Below are 18,060 nucleotides of genomic sequence, written 5' to 3'. Positions count from 1 at the left end.
AGTCTACGGTCGCGCGCTCATGTTTCGCCGGATCCGCCGGAGGGGGCGCGGGTTCGCGCCGCTCCTGGCGGCGGGGCTCGCCCTCGCGCAGGGCGGCGCGGCGCAGGCGTCGCCGGAGGACGTGCTCGGCTTCGGCGCGCGATCGAGCGCCATGGGCGCGACGGGCGCCGCGGCCGCGGAGGGCTACGAGGCCGTCCACGCGAACCCGGCGCTCCTGTCGCTGTCGCGCGAGCGCCGGCTCACGCTGGGGCTCGCGGGCGCGATCTTCGACCTCCGCGCCGGGGACCTGCGGCTGTCCTACGCGCCGCTGCGCGGCAGCGTGATCGGCGCGACGGTGCCGATCCCGTTCGGCGGCGCGCTCGCGGATCGCGTGACGATCGGCCTCGGCTTCTTCGCGCCGCTCGACGTGGTGGTCCGCGGGCGGATCCTCTACCCGGAGACGCCGCAGTTCCCGCTGGCGGATCGCACCCAGTCGGTCGCGGTGCAGGCGGCGCTCGGCGCGCGGCTGGGCCGCGGCGTCCGGGTGGGCGCCGGCTTCGCCGCGCTGGCGGCGCTGTCCGGCGCGGTGACGGTGGCGACCGACGCCTCCGGCCGCGTGGGCACCCTCGTCGAGGACACGCTCGTCGCGAGCTACGGGCCGATCCTCGGCGCGAGCTACGACGTCGGCGCCTACCGCGTCGGGGCCACGTTCCGCGGCGCGCTCGTCGGGCGGTTCAACGTCGTCATCCACGCCGAGGATCTCGGGGGGATCGCCGTGCCGCCGCTTCACATCGCGGGGATCGCGCAGTACGATCCCGCGCAGATCGCGCTCGAGGTGGCGCGCGTGAAGGGGCCGTGGAAGGTGGCGATCGGCGCGACGTACAAGCGCTGGTCGGACTACCCCGGAGCGCTCGAGGCGACGGTGCGCTGCCCGGAGGTCGACCCCGAGACGGGCGAGCCGTTCGCCGGCTCGTGCGCGGCGCCGGCGCCCGCGGACCCTGGGTACTCGGACACGGTCGTGCCGCGCGCCGGCGTGGAGCGCAGCCTCGCGCTGGGGCGCGGGGCCACGGCGCACGCGCGCGCCGGCGCGTTCTTCGAGCCGTCGCCCGCGCCCGAGCAGACGGGCGCGTCCAACGTCTACGACAACGCGCGCGTCGCGCTCTCGCTCGGCTACGGGCTCGCGCTCTCGGCGCCGCTGCCGCGGCTGACGCTGGACCTGTTCGGCCAGGTCCAGCTGCTCCTGCCGCGGGCGCACCGGAAGCGGGAGGAGGGAGCGGCGGGCGCGGGGGAGGGAGGCGCCGGCGCCGTGCGCACGCGGGGCGTGCTCGTCGCGGGCGGGACGACGCTCGGGGTGGCGTTCTGATGCGCCGGCTCCCCTGCGCCGCTGCCGCGCTGCTCTCGCTCGCCGCGGCGGGGCGAGCGCGCGCGCATGCGCCCGACGCGTATGGCCTCGGCTCGCGCGGCGCCTCGATGGGCGGCGCGCTCGTGGCGGACGCGACCGATTTCTCGGCGAGCTATTACAACCCGGCGGGCCTCTGCGGCGCGACGGGCCTCGGCCTCTCGATCGGCTACGGCTACGCGTCGAACCGCCTGCGCACGAACGGCCGCGACAGCGGCGTGCGCGACGTCCACGGGCTCGCGGGCGGCCTTGTCGTGCCCGGCGAGGTGCTCGGGGTGCCGTTCGCGCTGGGCCTGGCGACGTTCCTCCCGGACGACGGGCTGTCGCGGATCAAGGCGATCCGCCAGGAGACGCCGCGCTGGGAGCTCTACGACGACCGGCTGTCGATCCTCTTCCTCACCGCGAGCGTTGCGGTCCGCCCGCTCCCGTTCCTCGAGCTCGGCGGCGGCGTCGCGTTCCTCGCCTCGACGCGGGGCCGCTTCGCGGTGACGGGCCGCGCGGACGCGCTGTCTCCCTACGACTCGGCGCTCCGGCACGAGGTGGACGCGGATCTCACGTCGATCCGCTATCCGCACCTCGGCGCCCGGGTGCGCGCCGGAGAGCTCGGCTTCGTGGGCATCGCCTACCGCGGGGAGGCGAAGCTCCCCCTCGCGATCGACGCGCGCTTGCAGGGGGTCGTGGACTTCGCGGGCATCGAGGTGCCGCTCCTGTACGAGCTCGAGTCGCGCACCGTCGACGCGTTCCTGCCGCGGCAGGTCGTCGTGGGGGCGAGCTTCCAGCGGATCCGCGGCCTCCGCGTGAACCTGGACGTGACGTGGGTGAACTGGTCGGCCTACGAGAGCCCGGTGGCGAGGACGCGGGCGCACCTCGAGGCGGCGCCTCCGCCGGAGGTGCCGATCGACCTGCCCGACGATCCGAGGCCCACGGCCGTCGCGCCGCTCCGGTTCGGGGATCGGTTCGTGCCGAGGCTGGGCGTCGAGTACGTCATCCCGGCGGCGGGGGGCCTGCGCAAGGTGGCCGGGCAGGGCGAGCGCCGCGCGATCGAGATCCCGCTCCGCGCGGGCTACGTCTACGAGAGGTCCCCGGTGCCGCCGCAGAAGGGCGTGACGAATTATATCGACGCGGACCGGCACACGATGTCGCTGGGGGCAGGCGTCGTCCTGAACCGGCCGCTGGAGGAGCTGCCAGGGTCGCTCCGGATCGACCTTCACGGGCAGCTGTCGGTGCTGCCCGAGGTGGTGGTCGAGAAGGACAATCCGGCGGATTTCGTGGGGGATTACCGGGCCGACGGGACGATGCTGAACCTGGGGGCGACGGTGACGGCGGTGTTCTGAGGCGGCGCACACATCGTGACATTTCACATGCAGATCGATGAACGTCGGCACACATGTCGTGTCACCGCCTGTTCGCCAGGGACTGGGCCACGTCTGGCGTTGCAGCCATCGTCTCTGCGGGCACTCGCGCTCGTCGCAGCAGGGTTGTTCGCCGCCTGCGCGACGCTCCCGTCGGAGGGCGGCGAGGGCAGCCTGCCGAACGCCCACGCCGGCCCGTTCCGGGAGATCGCGGGGGAGGAGCTCGGCAACGCGCGGACGGCCCCGCACGTCATGGAGGACGACGAGCGCTTCGCGCGCGACGCGTCCGTCGTCGATCTCGACGGCGATCCCTCGACGCTCGCCGCCGCCGGCTTCTTCGCGGCCACCCTCCACCCCGAGGACGCCCCGCCTGACCCCCTCGCTCCGCCGAACGCCGTCGTCCGCTACGATGCCGCGGACGGCCGCTCGTTCGAGCGATCGTCGGTGACGGTCCTCGCGCCGGAGCTGCCCTGGGAAGGCGGCACGGTGGCGGCCCCCTCGGCGGTGCTCGTGCGCGGCGAGATCTGGCTCTACTACGCGGCGGCGGGCGGCATCGGATTGGCGCGCAGCGCCGATGGGCTCGCCTTCACGCGCGAGCCGGCGCCCGTGCTCGCGCCGGCCGCAGACGGCGACGGCTGGGAGCGCGGCGCGATCCCGAGGAGCCCCGGCGTGGTCCGCCTGCCCGACGGCTCGCTGCGCATGTTCTACGAGGTCGCCGGCGAGGCGGGCGCCTCGTTCCTTGGCGAGGCGCGCAGCGACGACGGCCTCGCCTGGGAGCGCGTCGGCGGCGGTCCCGCGCTCGAGCCGGCGTCCATCGTCGGCGCCGGTGCCCCGGAGGGCGCCGGCGCGCCGGCGGCGGAGGGCGAGCCCTTCGACAGCGCGGCCGTCTCCGATCCCGCCCCGGCGCTCGCCGTCTCCGCCACGGGCCGCCCGCTCCTTCGCGTCTACTACGCCGGGAGGGACAGCGCCGGGCGCTCGGCCATCGGCCTGGCCGCCCGCCTGGGCCACGACGGCCCGCTGGAGCGCGCCGTCGCGCCGGTGTTCGGCGCGTCGTCCGCGCTCTCGCCGCGCGCGCCCGCGGTGGCTGTCTACCCCGGGTTCTCGCTGCTCTTCGTCACGCAGGCGGCCGGGACGCGCGACGGCCAGGGCTACCCCGTGGTCGCCGCCGGCGTCGCGCCCGCCGACGCCGCGCTCCCGCCCCCTACGCGGTGAGCGCGAGACGTGAGAGTGCCTCGGCGCGAGCCGAAAAACTTGCGTTCGGCCGCCCGCGACGAAACATAGGGGATCATGCCCGCCAGGTCGATGGGAGGCGGGGCCCCGGGCCCGATCGCGCGGGTTGCCCGGAACCGCAGGTAGACAACGAGGCTGACGAGCTCTCGCCAGGGAGGCGGACCATGGCGTTCAAAAGCGCAGTCATCGGACACACGACGCAGACAACCAGCAGGATCTTGGCCGTCTTCGAGAGGCCCAAGGCGAGGGCGAGGCTGGCGTTCGCGGACGACAACGGCGTTCGCACGCTCGACGTGCCGATCAACAGCGCGCCGCCCTTCGGGCTCGCCACGTTCGAGCTGAGCGGGCTGAGCGGCGAGAGGGTTCGCTACGGCGTCGTGGAGCACGACGCAGGAGATCCGCTCCCTACACCCGCGGACAACCTGAGCATCAACGGCTCCGCCTTCCGCACCGTCGCGAACGGGCCGATCCGTATCGGCCTCGTGAGCTGCAACGACATCGACAATCACGAGTTCCCCAAGGAGCGGCGCGGGGCGATGTGGCGGGCGCTCAAGGCGCTCGTGGACGAAGGCAAGGTGAACCTCCTTGTCCACGCCGGAGACCAGATCTACGGCGACGGCGATCCCACGGGGTGGTCGCCCTCGGAGGGGCGCACGGCCGCGTACCGCAGGCACTACGCGCAGACGTGGTCGCACCCTGACGTGGCGGCGGTCCTCGGGAGCTGCCCGAACATCATGATGTGGGACGACCACGAGATCTACGATGGCTGGGGGTCGAACAACAACGACGGCACCGCGCAGGCCGTTGAGCGCTACAGGGCCGCGGAGCAGGCGTTCAAGGAGTTTCAGATGGCGCTGAGCCCAAGGGACCGCCTGAGCAGCTCGGGGTTCGGCTGGATCGCGAAGTATGGCGACGTCGCCATCCTCGCTGTCGATGGGCGGTCGCAGCGCTCGTGGAAGAACGGTACGATCCTGGGCAAGCAGCAGCTCGACGACCTCGAGCTGAGGCTCAACGAGCTCGCGGCGCTCGATCTCAGGCACCTCCTTGTCGTGGTCGGCACGCCGGTCGTCTACCTGCCGCTCGCGGCCGCCGAGGCGCTCTCGAGCGTGTTCAGCAAGGCAACACTCGACGATATCCGGGACGGCTGGGCGGCCTCCAACAACCAGAACGAATGCAGGCGCTTCCTGATGTCTCTCATGAATTTCGCCGGCTTCAGCCCTGGCACCCAGGTGACGCTCCTGGGCGGCGATATCCACGTGGGCACCATGGCGCACATCGACACGGGCCTCGGGTTCGGGAAGCCGCGCTCGCGGCCTCGCCTGTACCAGGTGACCGCATCCGGCATCGCGCGCCCACCTCCCAAGGGGATGCTCGGCATGATCCTCTCGGTGCTGACCAACGGCGGTAGTCAGAACCTGTTCAACGGAGACATCAAGGGATCCCTCCGGGAGATCGCGGGATCGGACCACAAGTACTGCGTCACGCACCGCAACTTTGCGATCCTCGATCCGAGCGACGGCGGAGATGACTGGGACAAGAACAACAACCTGTCGGTCCGCTTTCACGTGGAGAAGGACAACGGCACCGTCGGCGTCCTCGAGCAAGTGCTCCCGAGAGTGCACACGTAAGCAGCGATAAGCCATGAGCTGGCCCTTCGCATAGCGGAGAACGCCCCGTGGGGGCGAGACGAGCGGGCGTCGCCGGCGGGACCGCGGTCACGCGCCGTCACGGCGGAGGGGCGTGAGCACGTCCTGCACGCCTATCCAACGAGCGGCCGCTCGTCACCATCCTGCTCCGAGACGGTGTCTCTCCTCGCCACGGCAGTCGCCGCGACATGGCACGGCCGATGCTCAGACGTTGACCGTTGGACGTTGGCCGTTGGCGATCGTCGCGGGGGTGCACGCAGCGCCAGCACCGGACCGGAGACACGATGAACACGAGAACGCCGTCCCTGCTCTTCTCCGTCGCGCTCTTGCTGGTCGCCTGCCAGAAGGAACCTCCCTCGCGCTGGGACGAGGCGGCGGCCAAGGCGCCCGCGCCTGCCGCGAGCGCCGCCCCTGACATCAAGCCAGGATCCGCGTTCAATGCGTTCTTCCCCCCGGAGGGAGCCGAGGGGACGAGCCGCGTCTTCACCGCGGAGAAGCCTGGCTACGCGGAGGCCAAGCTGCGAAAGGACGGCGGAGACGTGGCCTCCCTGGCCATCTCCGACACGGCGGGCGATCCCCAGGTCGTCGCCAAGTTCGCGAGCGCGACGGATCACCTCGCCGGCATGCCGGTCGTGACCGTCGGGAAGAACCAGTCCGCGCTCCTCGTCAAGAATCGTTTCCAGGTGAAGGTGTCATCCCAGACCCTGGACCCCGAGGCGCGAAAAGAATGGCTGAAGCGATTTGACCTGAGCGGTCTAGCGAACCTCTGAAGGGGCCCCCATGACGCGCGAATCGATTCACTCCATCCTCGAAGACCTCCCGAAGTCGAACATGACCACTCGGCTGCTGGGGGCGCTCGACTACATCGTGCCGGGCGAGTGGAAGAACGTCACGAGCTTCGAGGAGATGATCAAGCTCGTCACCGGCGAGGAGGATCAGGGCCTCATCCAGCAGGTCGGCGAGCGTGCGATCGCCCTCTATGCGGAGTCGGAGCAGGGCTACCAGCGCGCGGTCCGGATCTTCCGGCTGGTCGACGACACGAGCGGCCTCGCCGGCGTGGCGACGATCGCGCGCAAGATCGGCGATGCGTCCGATTTTCTCTCCTTCCTGTCGAAGATCACGCCCAAGGCCGACACCACCCAGGCCATCGATGCGGGCGTGAAGCTCGTCGCCGAGCTCGCGGCGTTCTGCTCGATCAACGGGCTGCCGGGCGACAGCATCGGCGACTTCGCCGCCTCGCTCGCCAGCTACGAGAAGGACGACGCGATGCGCCTCGCCGCCTGGATCGTGTGCGACGGCATGATCCCGCTCGGCCCCGACTTCCTCGCTCGGGTCGTGGACACCGTTTCGAGCGCGACGAACGAGCAGCTCGGCCAGCAAAGCCGCTTTGCGCGCCTGCTGGGATACCTGCCAGGCGGGAGCGTGGATGCCAAGCGCGAGATCATGAAAGAGAGCCTCGGCGCGTCGCAAACGGCGATCGCCGGCTTCATCGCGAAGAAGGGCATCGAGCGGCAGGGCGTGCTCGAGCGGATCAGCGGGCACCTCGGCGCGGCGGGCGGCAAGCTCGATGGCCTCGCGGCCGCGATCGATCTCGCCACCAACTACTTCGAGCACACCGGCGTCCAGTCGGTTGCCCGCCGGGTGATCGCAAGGGCCTACGGGGAGATCTGAAGATCGGCGCCGGTACCCCGCTTCCGCAGGCCGGCGCCGGTACCTTGCTCCTGGCGTGGAGGGGGTGAGCCGCGGCTTCAGCGGCTCAGGACCGTGACGTCGATCCGGCGGTTCTGCGCGCGTCCGCCGGCGGTGTCGTTCGGCGCCACCGGTTGATCGGCGCCCATCCCGGCCACCTCGATGCGATCGGGAGCGATCCGACGCGCGGCGAGCTCGTCGCGCACCGTCTGGGCTCGCGCCAGAGAGAGCGATTGGTTCCCCTCGGCGCCGCCCACGGAGTCGGTGTGCCCTTCGATGCGCACCCGCGCGGAGGGATAGGCGTCGAGGATGGTGGCCAGCGCGTCGAGCTTCGGTCGCGACGCTTCGGTCAGCTCCGTGGTCCCGAACTGGAAGTTGATGCCTTCCATCGAGAAGCGCTTGGGGCCATCCGCGGCTCCGGCGTCGAGGTACCGCGCGATCTCCGCCTCGGAGCCGTGCTCGTCGACGGAGAGGACCTTGCCGCCCGGGAGCGTCATCTCTCCGGCCGTGATCTTGAGCTGCTCGACGATCTCCGGCGCGCTGGGCGGCGCCTCGCTGGGCGCGGCGGCCGTGGGCGCTTCGGCGCGCGGCGGCTCGGCCTGCGGCGGCGGCGCGACGGGCCGAGCGAGGTCCTCCCTCGGAGCCGCCGCGATCGGGGCTTCGTGCGTGGGCTCGGCGGCGGCGCGGTCCAGCCTTCGTTCGCGGACGAACGCCCAGAGGCCTCCGAGCACCGCCGCTGCCAGCAAGGTCGGGAGCAGCCATTCTCGCGTCTGCGTGTTGCGGAGGAGCCCTTCACGTGAGGAAAGCGGGGTCGAAGAGGCCGCCATTCGGGACGGGACTGACGACACCGCATCGCGCGGCCGTTCGCGCGCCGCCGCGACGAAAGGAGCGCTCGCCGCGATCGAGGGAGCGAGGAAGCCAGGGAGGCCCGCCGGGGCGCGTGGATCGTCCTTGAAGGCTTGCTTCTGATGGGAGAGCAGATCGGACAGCCCCCGCGCGGTCAGCCCTCTCGACCTCACCTCGCGGCCGAGCACGCACGCGACGATGGGAGCGACCAGGCCCAGCATCGCCGTCGAGCACCGCTGCTCCGCGCCGGAGGAGCGGGAGATGAGCTCGATCATCCCGCCCGCGCGCTCTCCGAACAGGCGGGCGATCATCGACTGCCCATGATGCGAGAGCTCCTCGGCCTGCTCGGCGCGGAGGGGCCCTGCTCTCCCGAGGAGGCCTTCGTAGTCCCGCTCCGTGATCATCCTGAACAGCTGCGCTGCGCCGCCCTCCGAAGAGGCGACCTGAGCCATTCCGGCGAGCAGCGTCGGCACCGAGCTCTCCGCGGCGGCGCGCACGCTCGTCGGCGATTCATCGCTCAGGCCCAGCCCCTTCGTTGCGGCCGAGATGAGCTCGGGCGTCAAGAAGCCCCTGGTGGTGTCCAGCAACGACATGGTTCCGATCCCTCCGGGAAAGTGGTCATCGGCGCGGGCGAGGCAGCGTCATCGCGGACGCGATCCTGACCGCATGAGCGTCGATCCCGTGTCTGTCTTCGTCTGTCTTCGTCTGTCTTCGTCTGTCTTCGTCGGTCTTCGTCTGTCTTCCGGCGAGTCTGCGCGATGCGAGCGACGTGCCGGCACGACCGCGCATTGCGGGCTGTGCCGCGGCTGCACACGGTCTGCTCCTGCCGCGCGCGTCCCCACGCTCGTGCTCGCCGAGGCGAGCCGGCGGCGATGGCGCGCGGAGCTCAGCGCTGTGCGAGCGCGGCTGTGCGGGCCTCGGCCGTCAGCGCGGCGAAGGCGTCCGTGCGCGTATAAACGTGGTTGCCAGCCGCGGTGCACCCCGCGCCTCGCGAGGTGACGCCCACCACGTCGCCGCGGTCGGCGTCGATCACCGGACCTCCCGAGTCGCCGGCGCATGTCGCCCCCTCGATCTCGAACTCGCGCGGACCGAGGACCTTGCCGGTCGCCGGATCGGCGCGGGGCCCGACGGCGGCGACGAGGCGCGGACCGCGCGCGGCGCGGACGCCGAGCCGGTTGGACGCTCCGCCGCCGTACCCGACGGCGATCACGCTGTCGCCTGGATCGATCGCCCCGACCTCGCGCATCCGCAGAGGCGCCACGTCGGTGAGGGGCCGATCGAGCACGAGATAGGCGATGTCCGCGTCGCAGAGGACGCGTTCTTTCCCGTGCAGCGTGGCCACGGCGCGCGCCCGCGCGGCGTCGCGGGAGACATCGATATGGTCCCCTGTGTAAATGGCGATCTCGGAAGGATCGATGTCTGCGCCGACGTGATCGCCATTGTGCGACTTGCCCGAGCGATCGCAGCGAGGGGCCGCTGTCAGGTTGCGCGAGATGCAGTGACGCGCCGTCAAGACGAGGTTCGGCTCGACGAGCGCGCCGCTGCACAGGCTCACGCGTCGCTCGCCGCCCAGAGGACCCGGATGGGACACGGCCACGGCGACGACGCCGCGCGCGGCGCCGTCGATGAGGGACCCAGGCGCGCCTTCTGCGAGCGGCGGAGCCTCCGTGATTGGCGCGACCGCCGCCACCGGAGGAGGCGAGGCTCCGGCCGGGATGACGGCGACGACGATGCGGGGGACGAGGGCCGCGACAAGGCAGCCAAGGCATCCCGCGAGGCGCGGGACGAGAGACGGGGACGCCATTGATGAGGTCATCGACAAAGAGCATGTGAGGAGCGGCCGTGCAAGCCGACCCCTGGACCTTTTCTCCAGCATCAGAAGCGGAGGTGCCTCCGAGTGGTTGGTGTTTCTACCGAGGGGAATCGGAGATGGAAAGCAGGTCAGCCAGGTGAGGGGCGCCCGGCTGGAGTCGCGCTCTCTGGACTCTCGCGCTCGTCGACTAGCCCCGTCCCTCCAGCGCGCGCGGCGCCGGCGCTGCTCGACGCGCCGAGGGCGAGGTGTCGCTCGATCAGGAAGATCAGGCACGACGACGCGAGCGTGAACGCGATCGCCAGCGCGGCCACGGCGCCCATGCCGTCGAGGCGCTGATCGGGGAGCTCGTGCAGCATCCGGGCCGCGAGGAACGCGGCGAGCGCCGACGAGAGGTGATCCACGGCCGACTGGATGGATCCGAAGCGCGCCCGTTCGGAGGGGAGCGGCACCTTCGAGGCGAGCGTGCTGTGGGAGATGTTGCGGATCGCCGTTCCCGTCATGAAGGCGACGAAGACGACGAGCACGGGCAGCCCCGGCACGTACGAGTGGAACCCGGCATAGAGGACGGCCACGAGCGTCGCTGCCCCGACCAGGCTCGTGCGGAACGCGCCGATGCGATCGATCAGCGCGCCCGCCGTGCGCATCACGACGAAGGTGAGCGCGCCGCCCACGAGGTAGAGCAGGCCGAGCCGCTCGCGCGGATAGCCGAGGTTGTGCTGCACGTAGGCCGAGATGTTCGGGATGACGAGGAACGACGCCATCGTCATGGCCGCCGTCGTCGCGTACGAGAGCAGGACGAGCGGGCGGCCGACGAGCGCGCGGAGCTCGCGCAGGGCGTCCTCCTCGGCGCGCGCCCGCGCCCCGGCGAGGTGGCCGCGCATCGAGGGGAGGAGCAGCAGGGCGAGCCCCGCGACGGTGAGCCCGAGCGCCGCGACGGCGAAGAACGGCGCCTGGAAGCCGCCGCGCCGCGCGAGCTCGAGGCCGGCCGGCACACCGAGCACCGCGGCCAGGGCGTAGGCGCCCATCACGACGCCCATCGCCTTGCCGCGCCGCTCCGGCGGGATCGCGTCCGCGACGATGGAGAAGGCGATCGAGGTCGCGGGCCCCCCGAACGCGCCGGCGAGCACACGCGCCGCGAGGAGGCTCGGCAGGCCGGTGGCGAGGCCGCCCGCGGCCGTGCCGAGGACGAGGCCGAGCATCGCGACGGCGAGCGCGCTGCGCCGGTCGAAGCGGTCCAGGAAGAACGCGCCGGCGACCCCCGAGACCGCCGCCGCCGCGGTGTAGCTGCCGCCGATCAGGCCGATGTCGGACATCGGGATGCCGAGCGCGACAGCGAAGTCCGGCCCGAGCGGCATGACGACCATGAAGTCGAGCAGGTTGACGAACTGGACCGCGGCGATGAGGAACAGGAGGGTCCGTTCGGAGCGAGCGTTCTGCACGACCGTGGGCTCAGCTCTGGGCCTTCGCGCCCGCGCCGCGCTCGATGACGCCGCGGCTCGCCAGCTCGAGCAGCGCGTCGTGCGCCGCGTCGATCGTGTGATCGATCTGCGCCTCGGTGTGCGCGCCGCAGAGGAAGTTGACGTCGCGCCGCAGCAGGACGCCGCGCCTCGCCATCGCGCCGACGAACGGCTCCATGCGCTTCGTGTGGACCGCCAGATCCTCGGCCATGAGGAAGAAGGGGATCGCGTCGTACCCCACGACGCGCAGCGGGAAGCCGCCCTGCTCTGCGCGCCGGTTGATGCCCTCGCGCAGCCGCTTCCCGAGCGCGGCGACCTTCGCGATGTAGTCGGTCTCGCGGTACTCGCGCAGCGCCGCCCTGCAGACCTCCAGCGAGAGCATCTCGCCGCCGAACGTCGTCGACACCTGCAGCTCCGAGAGCCGGCTCATCACGTGGCGCGGCCCCGCGATCGCCGACAGCGGCATGCCGGCGGCGATGCCCTTCGAGAGGCACACGAAATCAGCCTCGATCTGGTAGAACTCCTGCGCGCCGCCGAGCGCGAGCCGGAAGCCGGTGACCACCTCGTCGAGGACGAACAGCACGCCGTGGGCGCGGCACGCCTCGCGCACCTTGCGCAGGTACTCCGCCGAGACGCACCGCTTGTAGGGCAGCGAGAGCAGCACGAGCGCGAGCTCCGGGCCCTTGCTCGCGATGAGATCGAGCAGCGGCTGCTCGTCGGCCTCGGCCATGAGCGGCATGCGGTGTGTGTACTCGCGCAGCACCGCCGGGACGCCGGGGGTGTCGAACATGAAGTGATCGTGCCAGCCGTTGTAGCCGACGATGACGACCTTCTCCTTGCCGGTCACGTGGCGTGCGAGCCGGACGGCCGCGGACGTCGCGTCCGCGCCGGTCTTGAAGAAGCGGGCCATCTCGGCGCCCGGGGTCAGCGCGACGAGGTCCTGCGTGGCGGTGACCTCGACCTCCGTCGGCAGCGAGTGAAGGATGCCCCTGTCGAGCCGCCGCCGGATGGCGTCGACGACCGCAGGGTGGTTGTGCCCAAGCGTGTTCGCCCCGAGGCCGCAGATGTAGTCGATGTACTGGTTGCCATCGACGTCGCGCACAAGTGCGCCCTCGCCGCCCTCGAGGTACACGGGGAACGAGCCGAGCGCGAACATCTCCGGCCGCTTCATGAGCGACTGCGTGACGCCGGGGATGAGCCTTCGCGCCTCGGCGAGCAGCGCGTTCGAGCGGTCGAGGCGAAGCCCCTCCGCGGCGCCTTGCGGCGCGCCGCCTCCCTGCTTCCTGTCCCGTGTGTCGATCGTCTGTGTGGTCATCGTGGTCGTTCTCTCAGGCTGGAGATTGTCGTCCGTGAGCCGGTGTCATGAGGGGCGCGGCGCCCGCTGCGCCGCGCTGGAAGGGGGCGGCAGGAGGCCTTCCTCGACGCAGCGATCGAGGTAGCGGTAGAAGAGCGCGCGATCGATCGGCGGGCACGCGATGCCGGTGCCGGCGAGGCCGCGCTCCAGGGTGTCGCAGCGCACGCGCCCGATGCCGAAGGTCGCCTCTCCGTCGGCCGGGGCCGACTGCAGATCGAAGAACGCGAGCGTCGCGCTGTCCGCGGCGTCGGCGCCGTCCTTCAGCCGCGCGCGCCACGCCGCGACCGGGCGCCGCTCGACCGGATAGCCGTAGTCGCGCGCCCAGTCGAAGAGCTCCGTCAGCCGGACCTCGGGCGCGGGGGCGACGTTGACCACGGCGCCCGTGGCCTGCGCGGTGAGCGTGGTGAGCGAGAGCCGCACGATCGCGCGCGCCACGTAGTCGACGGGCGTCCACACCTCCCGCACGTCGAGATCGGGCAGGACGCCGGCCGGGATGCCGGCCCGCAGCAGCCGGAAGACCAGGTCCTGCTCGTTGACGACGCCCGTGCCGGGCGCGCCGACGACGCGGCCCAGGCGGTACACGGCGACCGGCAGCCCGCGCTCTCCGGCCTGCTGCACGAGGCGCTCGGCCGCCCACTTGCTCTGCTGGTAGCCGTCGCGCAGGCCGGGGTGCGGCGGCACGAACGCCTCCGCGACCTCGGCGCTCGCCGCGATGCCCGGGGCAACGGCGAGCGTCGACACGTGGTGCAGCGGCTTGGGGCGCGCCGCCGCGGCCAGGCGGAGCGCCTCGCGCGTGCCGATCACGTTGGCGGCGCGCAGGCTGCGGTAGTCGCGCACGAGGCTGACCACCGCGGCGTTGTGGTAGATGGCGTCGCACTCCGCGGCGAGCTGGCCGAACCGCGCTGCGCTCAGGCCGAGCCGGGGCTGCGTCAGGTCGGCGGGCACGGCCAGCACCCGCGCGTCGATGCCGTCGACAGGCAGGCGCTGCTTCGAGAGCGCCTGCCGGATCCGCTCCGCGGCGCGCGCCTCGCTCTCGGCGCGCACCAGGCAGACCACTGTCGCGTCGGTCTGCGTCAGGAGCTCGTGGAGCAGGTGCGCGCCGACGAAGCCGCTCGCGCCCGTGAGCACGACCTGCCGCGGGCGACCGCGGCCGCCGGACCACGCGAGCGATCGGGGGACGACGTCCTCGGGGAGCTCGGCGTCGGCCAGCATGGCGCCGGGGGGCCCGCCGCTCGTCTGCGCCGCCGCCGCGCCCTGCGCCTCGTCGAGGGCGCGCGCGAGCGCCGCGACGGTCGGGTGGCGGAAGACCATCGCGACGGGGATCTCCCGCCCGAGATCGACGCTGAGCCGGTTGGCGACCTGGATCGTCTGCAGCGACTGGCCGCCGCGCTCGAAGAAATCGTCGTGCGCCGACAGGCCGCTCACGCCGAGCACATGCTCCCAGACCTGCAGCACCTGCCGCTCGAGCGCCGTCGCGGCGGCAGGCGGCTCCGCCGGCGCGGCGATCGGCGCCTCCCGCAGCGCCTTGCGATCGATCTTGCCGGAGCTCGTCCTCGGCAGCCGATCGGTGAGCACGAAGGCCGAGGGGATGGCGGCCGCGGGGAGCAGCGAGCGCGCGTGCCTGCGGAGCTCGGCCGGCGAAGGGGCTGGGTCCCCGGCGACGAGGAACGCGGACAGGCGCTTGCCGCCGCCGGCCGAGGCGTGCCCGATGACGGCCGCCTCCCGCACGGAAGGATGGCGCAGGAGCGCCGCCTCGATCTCGAGCGGATCGACGCGATGGCCGCTGATCTTGAGCTCGTCGTCGACGCGCCCGACGAAGACCATCTGCCCGTCGGCCCGCTGGAGGACCTGGTCGCCGGTGCGGTACGCGCGCGGGCGGCCCTCCAGCTGGTCGAGCACGACGAAGCGCGCGGCGTCGAGGTCCGGCCGCCCGAGGTACCCCCTCGCCAGGCCGGGCCCGATGAGGTGGAGCTCGCCCACGGCGCCCTGCGCGACCAGCCGGCCGTGCGCGTGTGTGTCGACGATGGCCGCGCGGACGCCGGGCAGCGGCGTGCCGATCGGCGCCTCGTGTTCCTCGTCCGGCGCGTCGCCGCCGCTCAGCGTGGCGGCCGAGGCGACGACCGTCGCCTCGGTGGGGCCGTAGGTGTTGAGCAGCCGCGCGCGCCGACCGACGGCGCTGCGGAAGCGCTCGACGCGCTCGGGCAGCGCCGCCTCGCCGCCGATGATGACGGTGCGGACGCTCGCGGGGAGCGACGCCGCGCCGGTGGAGAGTCCGTAGGCGAGCTCGTGCCAGAACGCGGTCGGCAGATCCAGGACGGTGATCCGGTGCCTTTCGCAGGCGTCGAGCAGCCGCGGCACGGACTGCAGCATCTCGTCCGTGCGCAGCACCAGCGCGGCGCCCGCGCACAGGGTCAGGAAGATCTCCTCGACGCTGGCGTCGAAGTGCAGCGGCGCGAACTGCAGCACCCGGTCGTCGCGGCGCAGATCGTAGCGGTGGGTCGCGGCCGCCACGAAGTGGGCCAGCGCGCCGCGCTCGATCATGACGCCGTTCGGGCGGCCGGTGGAGCCGGACGTGTAGATCACGTACGCCAGGTGCTCCTCCGCGCCCTGGACCGGCGCCCGCGCCGGCGCCCGCGCGCCGTGGATCGCCTCGTCCAGGAGCACGAGGTGCACCGCGCGATCGCTCCCCACCTTCGCGGCGTGCTGCGACGTCGTGACGACGATCGCCGGCCTGGCGTCGTCGAGGATCGCGGTGGTCCTCGGCTGCGGCCCGTCCGGATCGAGGGGGAGGTAGCCTGCGCCGGCGTAGAGCGCGCCGAGGATCGCGGTGATGGCGCCGACGCTGCGCGGCAGGAGCACCGCGACCAGCGTGTCGGGCCGGGCGCCGAGCGCGGCGAGGCGGGCGGCGAGCTGCCGGGCGGCCATGTCGAGCTCTCCGTAGGTCACGCGCTCGAGGTCGTGGTGGAGGGCGGTCGCGTCCGGATGCTCGCGCGCGCGCAGGGCGATCTGCTCGACGACGGGGCGCGCCGGCGCGGGCAGCGGGCCTCCGTCGAGCAGCGCGCCGGGCCGCCCGGCCGCGGCCACGTGCGCGCCCGGCGCGCGCGCCGCGGCCCGGGGGAGGTCGATCTCGGCGCGATCGAGGGCCTGCTCGGGTGCGGCGGCGACCGCCTCCAGGAACGCGAGGAACCGGCGCTGGTGCGCCGAGAGGTCCTCGTCGCCGTAGCAGGCCGGGTTGGCGTCGAGGTCGAGCCGCGGCCCGCGCCCGTCCGACCTCGCGTAGATGCCGAACGACAGATCCTCGACCGGGCCTGCGGCGATGTTGTGCGCGACGCCGCGATGCCCCGCGAAGCGCAGGTCGTAATCGAACGGCATGATGTTGATCACCGGGCCGAACAGCCGGCGGCTGCCGCCGATCAGCTTGAGATCCCGGCGGAGCTGCTCGTACCGATAACGCAGGTGGGGCCGGATGGCCGCGAGCTCGGCCGCGACCTGCCGGGTGACCGCGGACAAGCTCGCGCCCTCCGGAACTCGCACCCGGAGCGGGACGATGTTCATGACCATGCTCGGGATGCGGAGCGACACCGAGCCGAGGCGCCCCATCACGGGCAGCCCCAGGACGATCTCGGGCGCGCCGGTGAGCCGGTGCACGTACGCCGCGGTCGCGGCGACCACGACGTCCGGCCACGTCGCCTTGGCCTGGCGCGCTACCTCCTTCAGCCGGTCGACGGTGGACGGCGCGAGCGAGGCCGTCCGGCGCAGGCAGGCGCGCGACGCGGGCGCCGGCTCGTCGCCGAGGCTCACGGGCTCGGGCCGGTCGGCGAAGCGCCGCGTCCAGAAGGCGCGATCGCGCTCCAGATCGGGGGAGGCGCGGTAGGCCAGATCCTCGTCGACGACCCGGCGCAGCGAGCCGAAGGCGCCGCTCTCGCTCGATCGGCCCTCGGCGCGCGCGGTGTAGATCTCGGCCACCCGCCGCGCGATCAGCGAGAAGCCGTAGCCGTCCAGCGCGACGTGGTGCGCGCGCTGGTACCAGAAGAGCCTGTCGGGCCCCGCCGTGAACAGCGCCTCCGTGAAGAGGGGCCCGCGCGCGAGATCCACCGGCCTCGCGAGATCCTCGCGCATCCACGCCTCGGCCGCGGCGAACGCGTCCGGCGCCGCGCTGACGTCGACGCGGTGGACAGGGAAGTCAGGGGACAGGTCGAGTCGCTGGCGCGGTCCATCCGCCTCGCCCGTGAAGCGCACGTGCAGCGTCTCTGCCTCGGAGGCGGCCTGGCGTATCGCGGCCTCGAGGGTGGCGAGATCGATGGGCCCGCAGATCTCGACGCACTCGCCCGCGTTGTACACAGGGCTCGCCGGGTCGAGCTGCTGGCCTAGCCAGATACCGTGTTGCGCGGCCGACAGCGGCCAGCGCGCGTCCTGAGGAGCGACCATGACGACAACCCTCCTGGTTCAACCGGCGCTCGACGGGACAGCCGCCACAGGCACGCTCGCGGCAGGCGATCCGCGCCCCGCGATGGCGGCGCAACGGCGGCCGTGACGCCCGAGCCAGCGCCGTTGGAGCGAAAGCGGCGCCCGCCGGCGCAGCAGGGCCCGAGCCCCGAGAGCACGCAGGGCAGGGGCGCCGGACATCGTCCCGACGGCGGACACAGCTCGACGACCCCGCGATGGGCGCAGCCACCTCGGCATCGACGATTGAGTGAAAATGAAAACTACTTTCAAGTTCGTTTATGGTGAGGTAGGGTAGGCATTGTCAAGTGAATTCGCTGAGACCCCAGCCGCGGGCCACCGTCCCGTGCGGGGCCGCCCGCGCCATCGAGGCACCGCGCCGGCGACCCGAGCGAGCGCGCCGATCGCGCACATCGCCTCCGTTTTGGCCGCGATCTCGCGCTGCTCGGACCTGCGGACCATCGCGGCCCTCCGCGGACGTCGCGGACGCTGCCCGACCGCTTTCGCTTGACAACGTCGTTGGTAGCATGGCAGGTTCCGGATTGAAATTGAAAGTGACTTTCAATATTGAAAGTGGGGTTCCACGATGGACAACCTGATGTCGAAGGCGACGGCTCCGCTCGACAGCCGGTGTGATCACTGCGGCGTTGCTGGACATGGCGAGCCCAACGCCGTGCGCTGCGGCTGCGGCAGCCTGCTCGCCCGGTATGTGCCCGGCGGCGTCGAGCTGAAGTGCCGGCGGTGCAAGCGCGTCGTCGTCGTCCCGGTCCCGGCGGCGGAGGACGTGAGCGGTTGAATCCCCGAGAGCCCTGACATGACTGCTCGCGGCGGCGACCCCTGGCCAGCGCGGTT

The 18,060-nt window shown here is 72.5% G+C and carries 12 protein-coding genes; 7 read left to right on the top strand and 5 right to left on the bottom strand.

Annotated elements, in window-relative coordinates:
- Nucleotides 1-19: 19 nt before the first annotated feature.
- The 6 genes from WMF19_RS22380 to WMF19_RS22355 all read left to right on the top strand — a co-directional run bounded on the left by WMF19_RS22380 (nucleotide 20) and on the right by WMF19_RS22355 (nucleotide 7,277).
- Entirely contained in the window at nucleotides 20-1,342 is a 1,323-nt protein-coding gene (locus WMF19_RS22380) for an OmpP1/FadL family transporter (protein ID WP_437900934.1), read from the top strand.
- Nucleotides 1,342-2,712 carry an OmpP1/FadL family transporter gene (locus WMF19_RS22375; protein WP_437900933.1) on the top strand — a complete coding sequence of 457 codons (1,371 nt, stop codon included), beginning with the start codon at nucleotides 1,342-1,344 and terminating at the stop codon, nucleotides 2,710-2,712. Before WMF19_RS22380 ends, WMF19_RS22375 begins: the two co-directional genes overlap by 1 nt.
- Nucleotides 2,713-2,856: 144 nt before the next feature.
- Entirely contained in the window at nucleotides 2,857-3,942 is a 1,086-nt protein-coding gene (locus WMF19_RS22370) for a hypothetical protein (protein ID WP_437900932.1), read from the top strand.
- 182 nt (nucleotides 3,943-4,124) lie between these two features.
- Nucleotides 4,125-5,588 carry an alkaline phosphatase D family protein gene (locus tag WMF19_RS22365; RefSeq protein WP_437900931.1) on the top strand — a complete coding sequence of 488 codons (1,464 nt, stop codon included), beginning with the start codon at nucleotides 4,125-4,127 and terminating at the stop codon, nucleotides 5,586-5,588.
- 302 nt (nucleotides 5,589-5,890) lie between these two features.
- Nucleotides 5,891-6,376, top strand: coding sequence for a hypothetical protein (locus WMF19_RS22360; RefSeq protein WP_437900930.1), 486 nt, complete (start codon nucleotides 5,891-5,893; stop codon nucleotides 6,374-6,376).
- A gap of 10 nt (nucleotides 6,377-6,386) precedes the next feature.
- Nucleotides 6,387-7,277: a hypothetical protein gene (locus WMF19_RS22355; RefSeq protein WP_437900929.1), complete on the top strand. Its 891-nt coding sequence runs from the start codon at nucleotides 6,387-6,389 to the stop codon at nucleotides 7,275-7,277.
- A 77-nt stretch (nucleotides 7,278-7,354) separates the two neighbouring features.
- Here the strand turns inward: WMF19_RS22355 and WMF19_RS22350 are convergent, their stop codons facing one another.
- The 5 genes from WMF19_RS22350 to mxcG form a co-directional block, all read right to left on the bottom strand.
- Complete coding sequence (locus WMF19_RS22350) at nucleotides 7,355-8,734, bottom strand: OmpA family protein (protein WP_437900928.1); 1,380 nt, start codon at nucleotides 8,732-8,734, stop codon at nucleotides 7,355-7,357.
- Between the two features lie 293 nt (nucleotides 8,735-9,027).
- A complete protein-coding gene (locus tag WMF19_RS22345; RefSeq protein ID WP_437900927.1) occupies nucleotides 9,028-9,945 on the bottom strand; it encodes a trypsin-like serine protease in 918 nt (305 codons plus the stop codon).
- 137 nt (nucleotides 9,946-10,082) lie between these two features.
- The gene (locus tag WMF19_RS22340; RefSeq protein ID WP_437900926.1) at nucleotides 10,083-11,393 is read right to left on the bottom strand and encodes an MFS transporter; all 1,311 of its coding nucleotides are present in this window, start codon (nucleotides 11,391-11,393) and stop codon (nucleotides 10,083-10,085) included.
- Between the two features lie 10 nt (nucleotides 11,394-11,403).
- The gene (locus WMF19_RS22335) at nucleotides 11,404-12,726 is read right to left on the bottom strand and encodes an aminotransferase class III-fold pyridoxal phosphate-dependent enzyme (RefSeq protein WP_437900925.1); all 1,323 of its coding nucleotides are present in this window, start codon (nucleotides 12,724-12,726) and stop codon (nucleotides 11,404-11,406) included.
- Between the two features lie 45 nt (nucleotides 12,727-12,771).
- A complete protein-coding gene (gene mxcG / locus WMF19_RS22330; RefSeq protein WP_437900924.1) occupies nucleotides 12,772-17,193 on the bottom strand; it encodes a myxochelin non-ribosomal peptide synthetase MxcG in 4,422 nt (1,473 codons plus the stop codon).
- Between the two features lie 601 nt (nucleotides 17,194-17,794).
- Between mxcG and WMF19_RS22325 the strand changes: the two genes are divergently transcribed.
- Nucleotides 17,795-18,004, top strand: coding sequence for a hypothetical protein (locus WMF19_RS22325; protein WP_437900923.1), 210 nt, complete (start codon nucleotides 17,795-17,797; stop codon nucleotides 18,002-18,004).
- Nucleotides 18,005-18,060: the final 56 nt, after the last annotated feature.

Source organism: Sorangium sp. So ce124 (assembly GCF_051525235.1).
GTDB lineage: Bacteria > Myxococcota_A > Polyangia > Polyangiales > Polyangiaceae > Sorangium > Sorangium atrum.
Note: the sequence above shows the minus strand (reverse complement) of the source record. Positions and strands in the feature narration are given on the sequence as shown.

Bases quoted from the DNA above. Each gene is read 5' to 3' on its own strand.
- WMF19_RS22355 (WP_437900929.1), top strand. From the start codon at position 6,387: ATGACGCGCGAATCGATTCACTCCATCCTCGAAGACCTCCCGAAGTCG.
- mxcG (WP_437900924.1), bottom strand. From the start codon at position 17,193: ATGGTCGCTCCTCAGGACGCGCGCTGGCCGCTGTCGGCCGCGCAACAC.
- WMF19_RS22350 (WP_437900928.1), bottom strand. From the start codon at position 8,734: ATGTCGTTGCTGGACACCACCAGGGGCTTCTTGACGCCCGAGCTCATC.
- WMF19_RS22375 (WP_437900933.1), top strand. From the start codon at position 1,342: ATGCGCCGGCTCCCCTGCGCCGCTGCCGCGCTGCTCTCGCTCGCCGCG.
- WMF19_RS22325 (WP_437900923.1), top strand. From the start codon at position 17,795: ATGGACAACCTGATGTCGAAGGCGACGGCTCCGCTCGACAGCCGGTGT.
- WMF19_RS22360 (WP_437900930.1), top strand. From the start codon at position 5,891: ATGAACACGAGAACGCCGTCCCTGCTCTTCTCCGTCGCGCTCTTGCTG.
- WMF19_RS22365 (WP_437900931.1), top strand. From the start codon at position 4,125: ATGGCGTTCAAAAGCGCAGTCATCGGACACACGACGCAGACAACCAGC.
- WMF19_RS22345 (WP_437900927.1), bottom strand. From the start codon at position 9,945: ATGGCGTCCCCGTCTCTCGTCCCGCGCCTCGCGGGATGCCTTGGCTGC.
- WMF19_RS22335 (WP_437900925.1), bottom strand. From the start codon at position 12,726: ATGACCACACAGACGATCGACACACGGGACAGGAAGCAGGGAGGCGGC.
- WMF19_RS22380 (WP_437900934.1), top strand. From the start codon at position 20: ATGTTTCGCCGGATCCGCCGGAGGGGGCGCGGGTTCGCGCCGCTCCTG.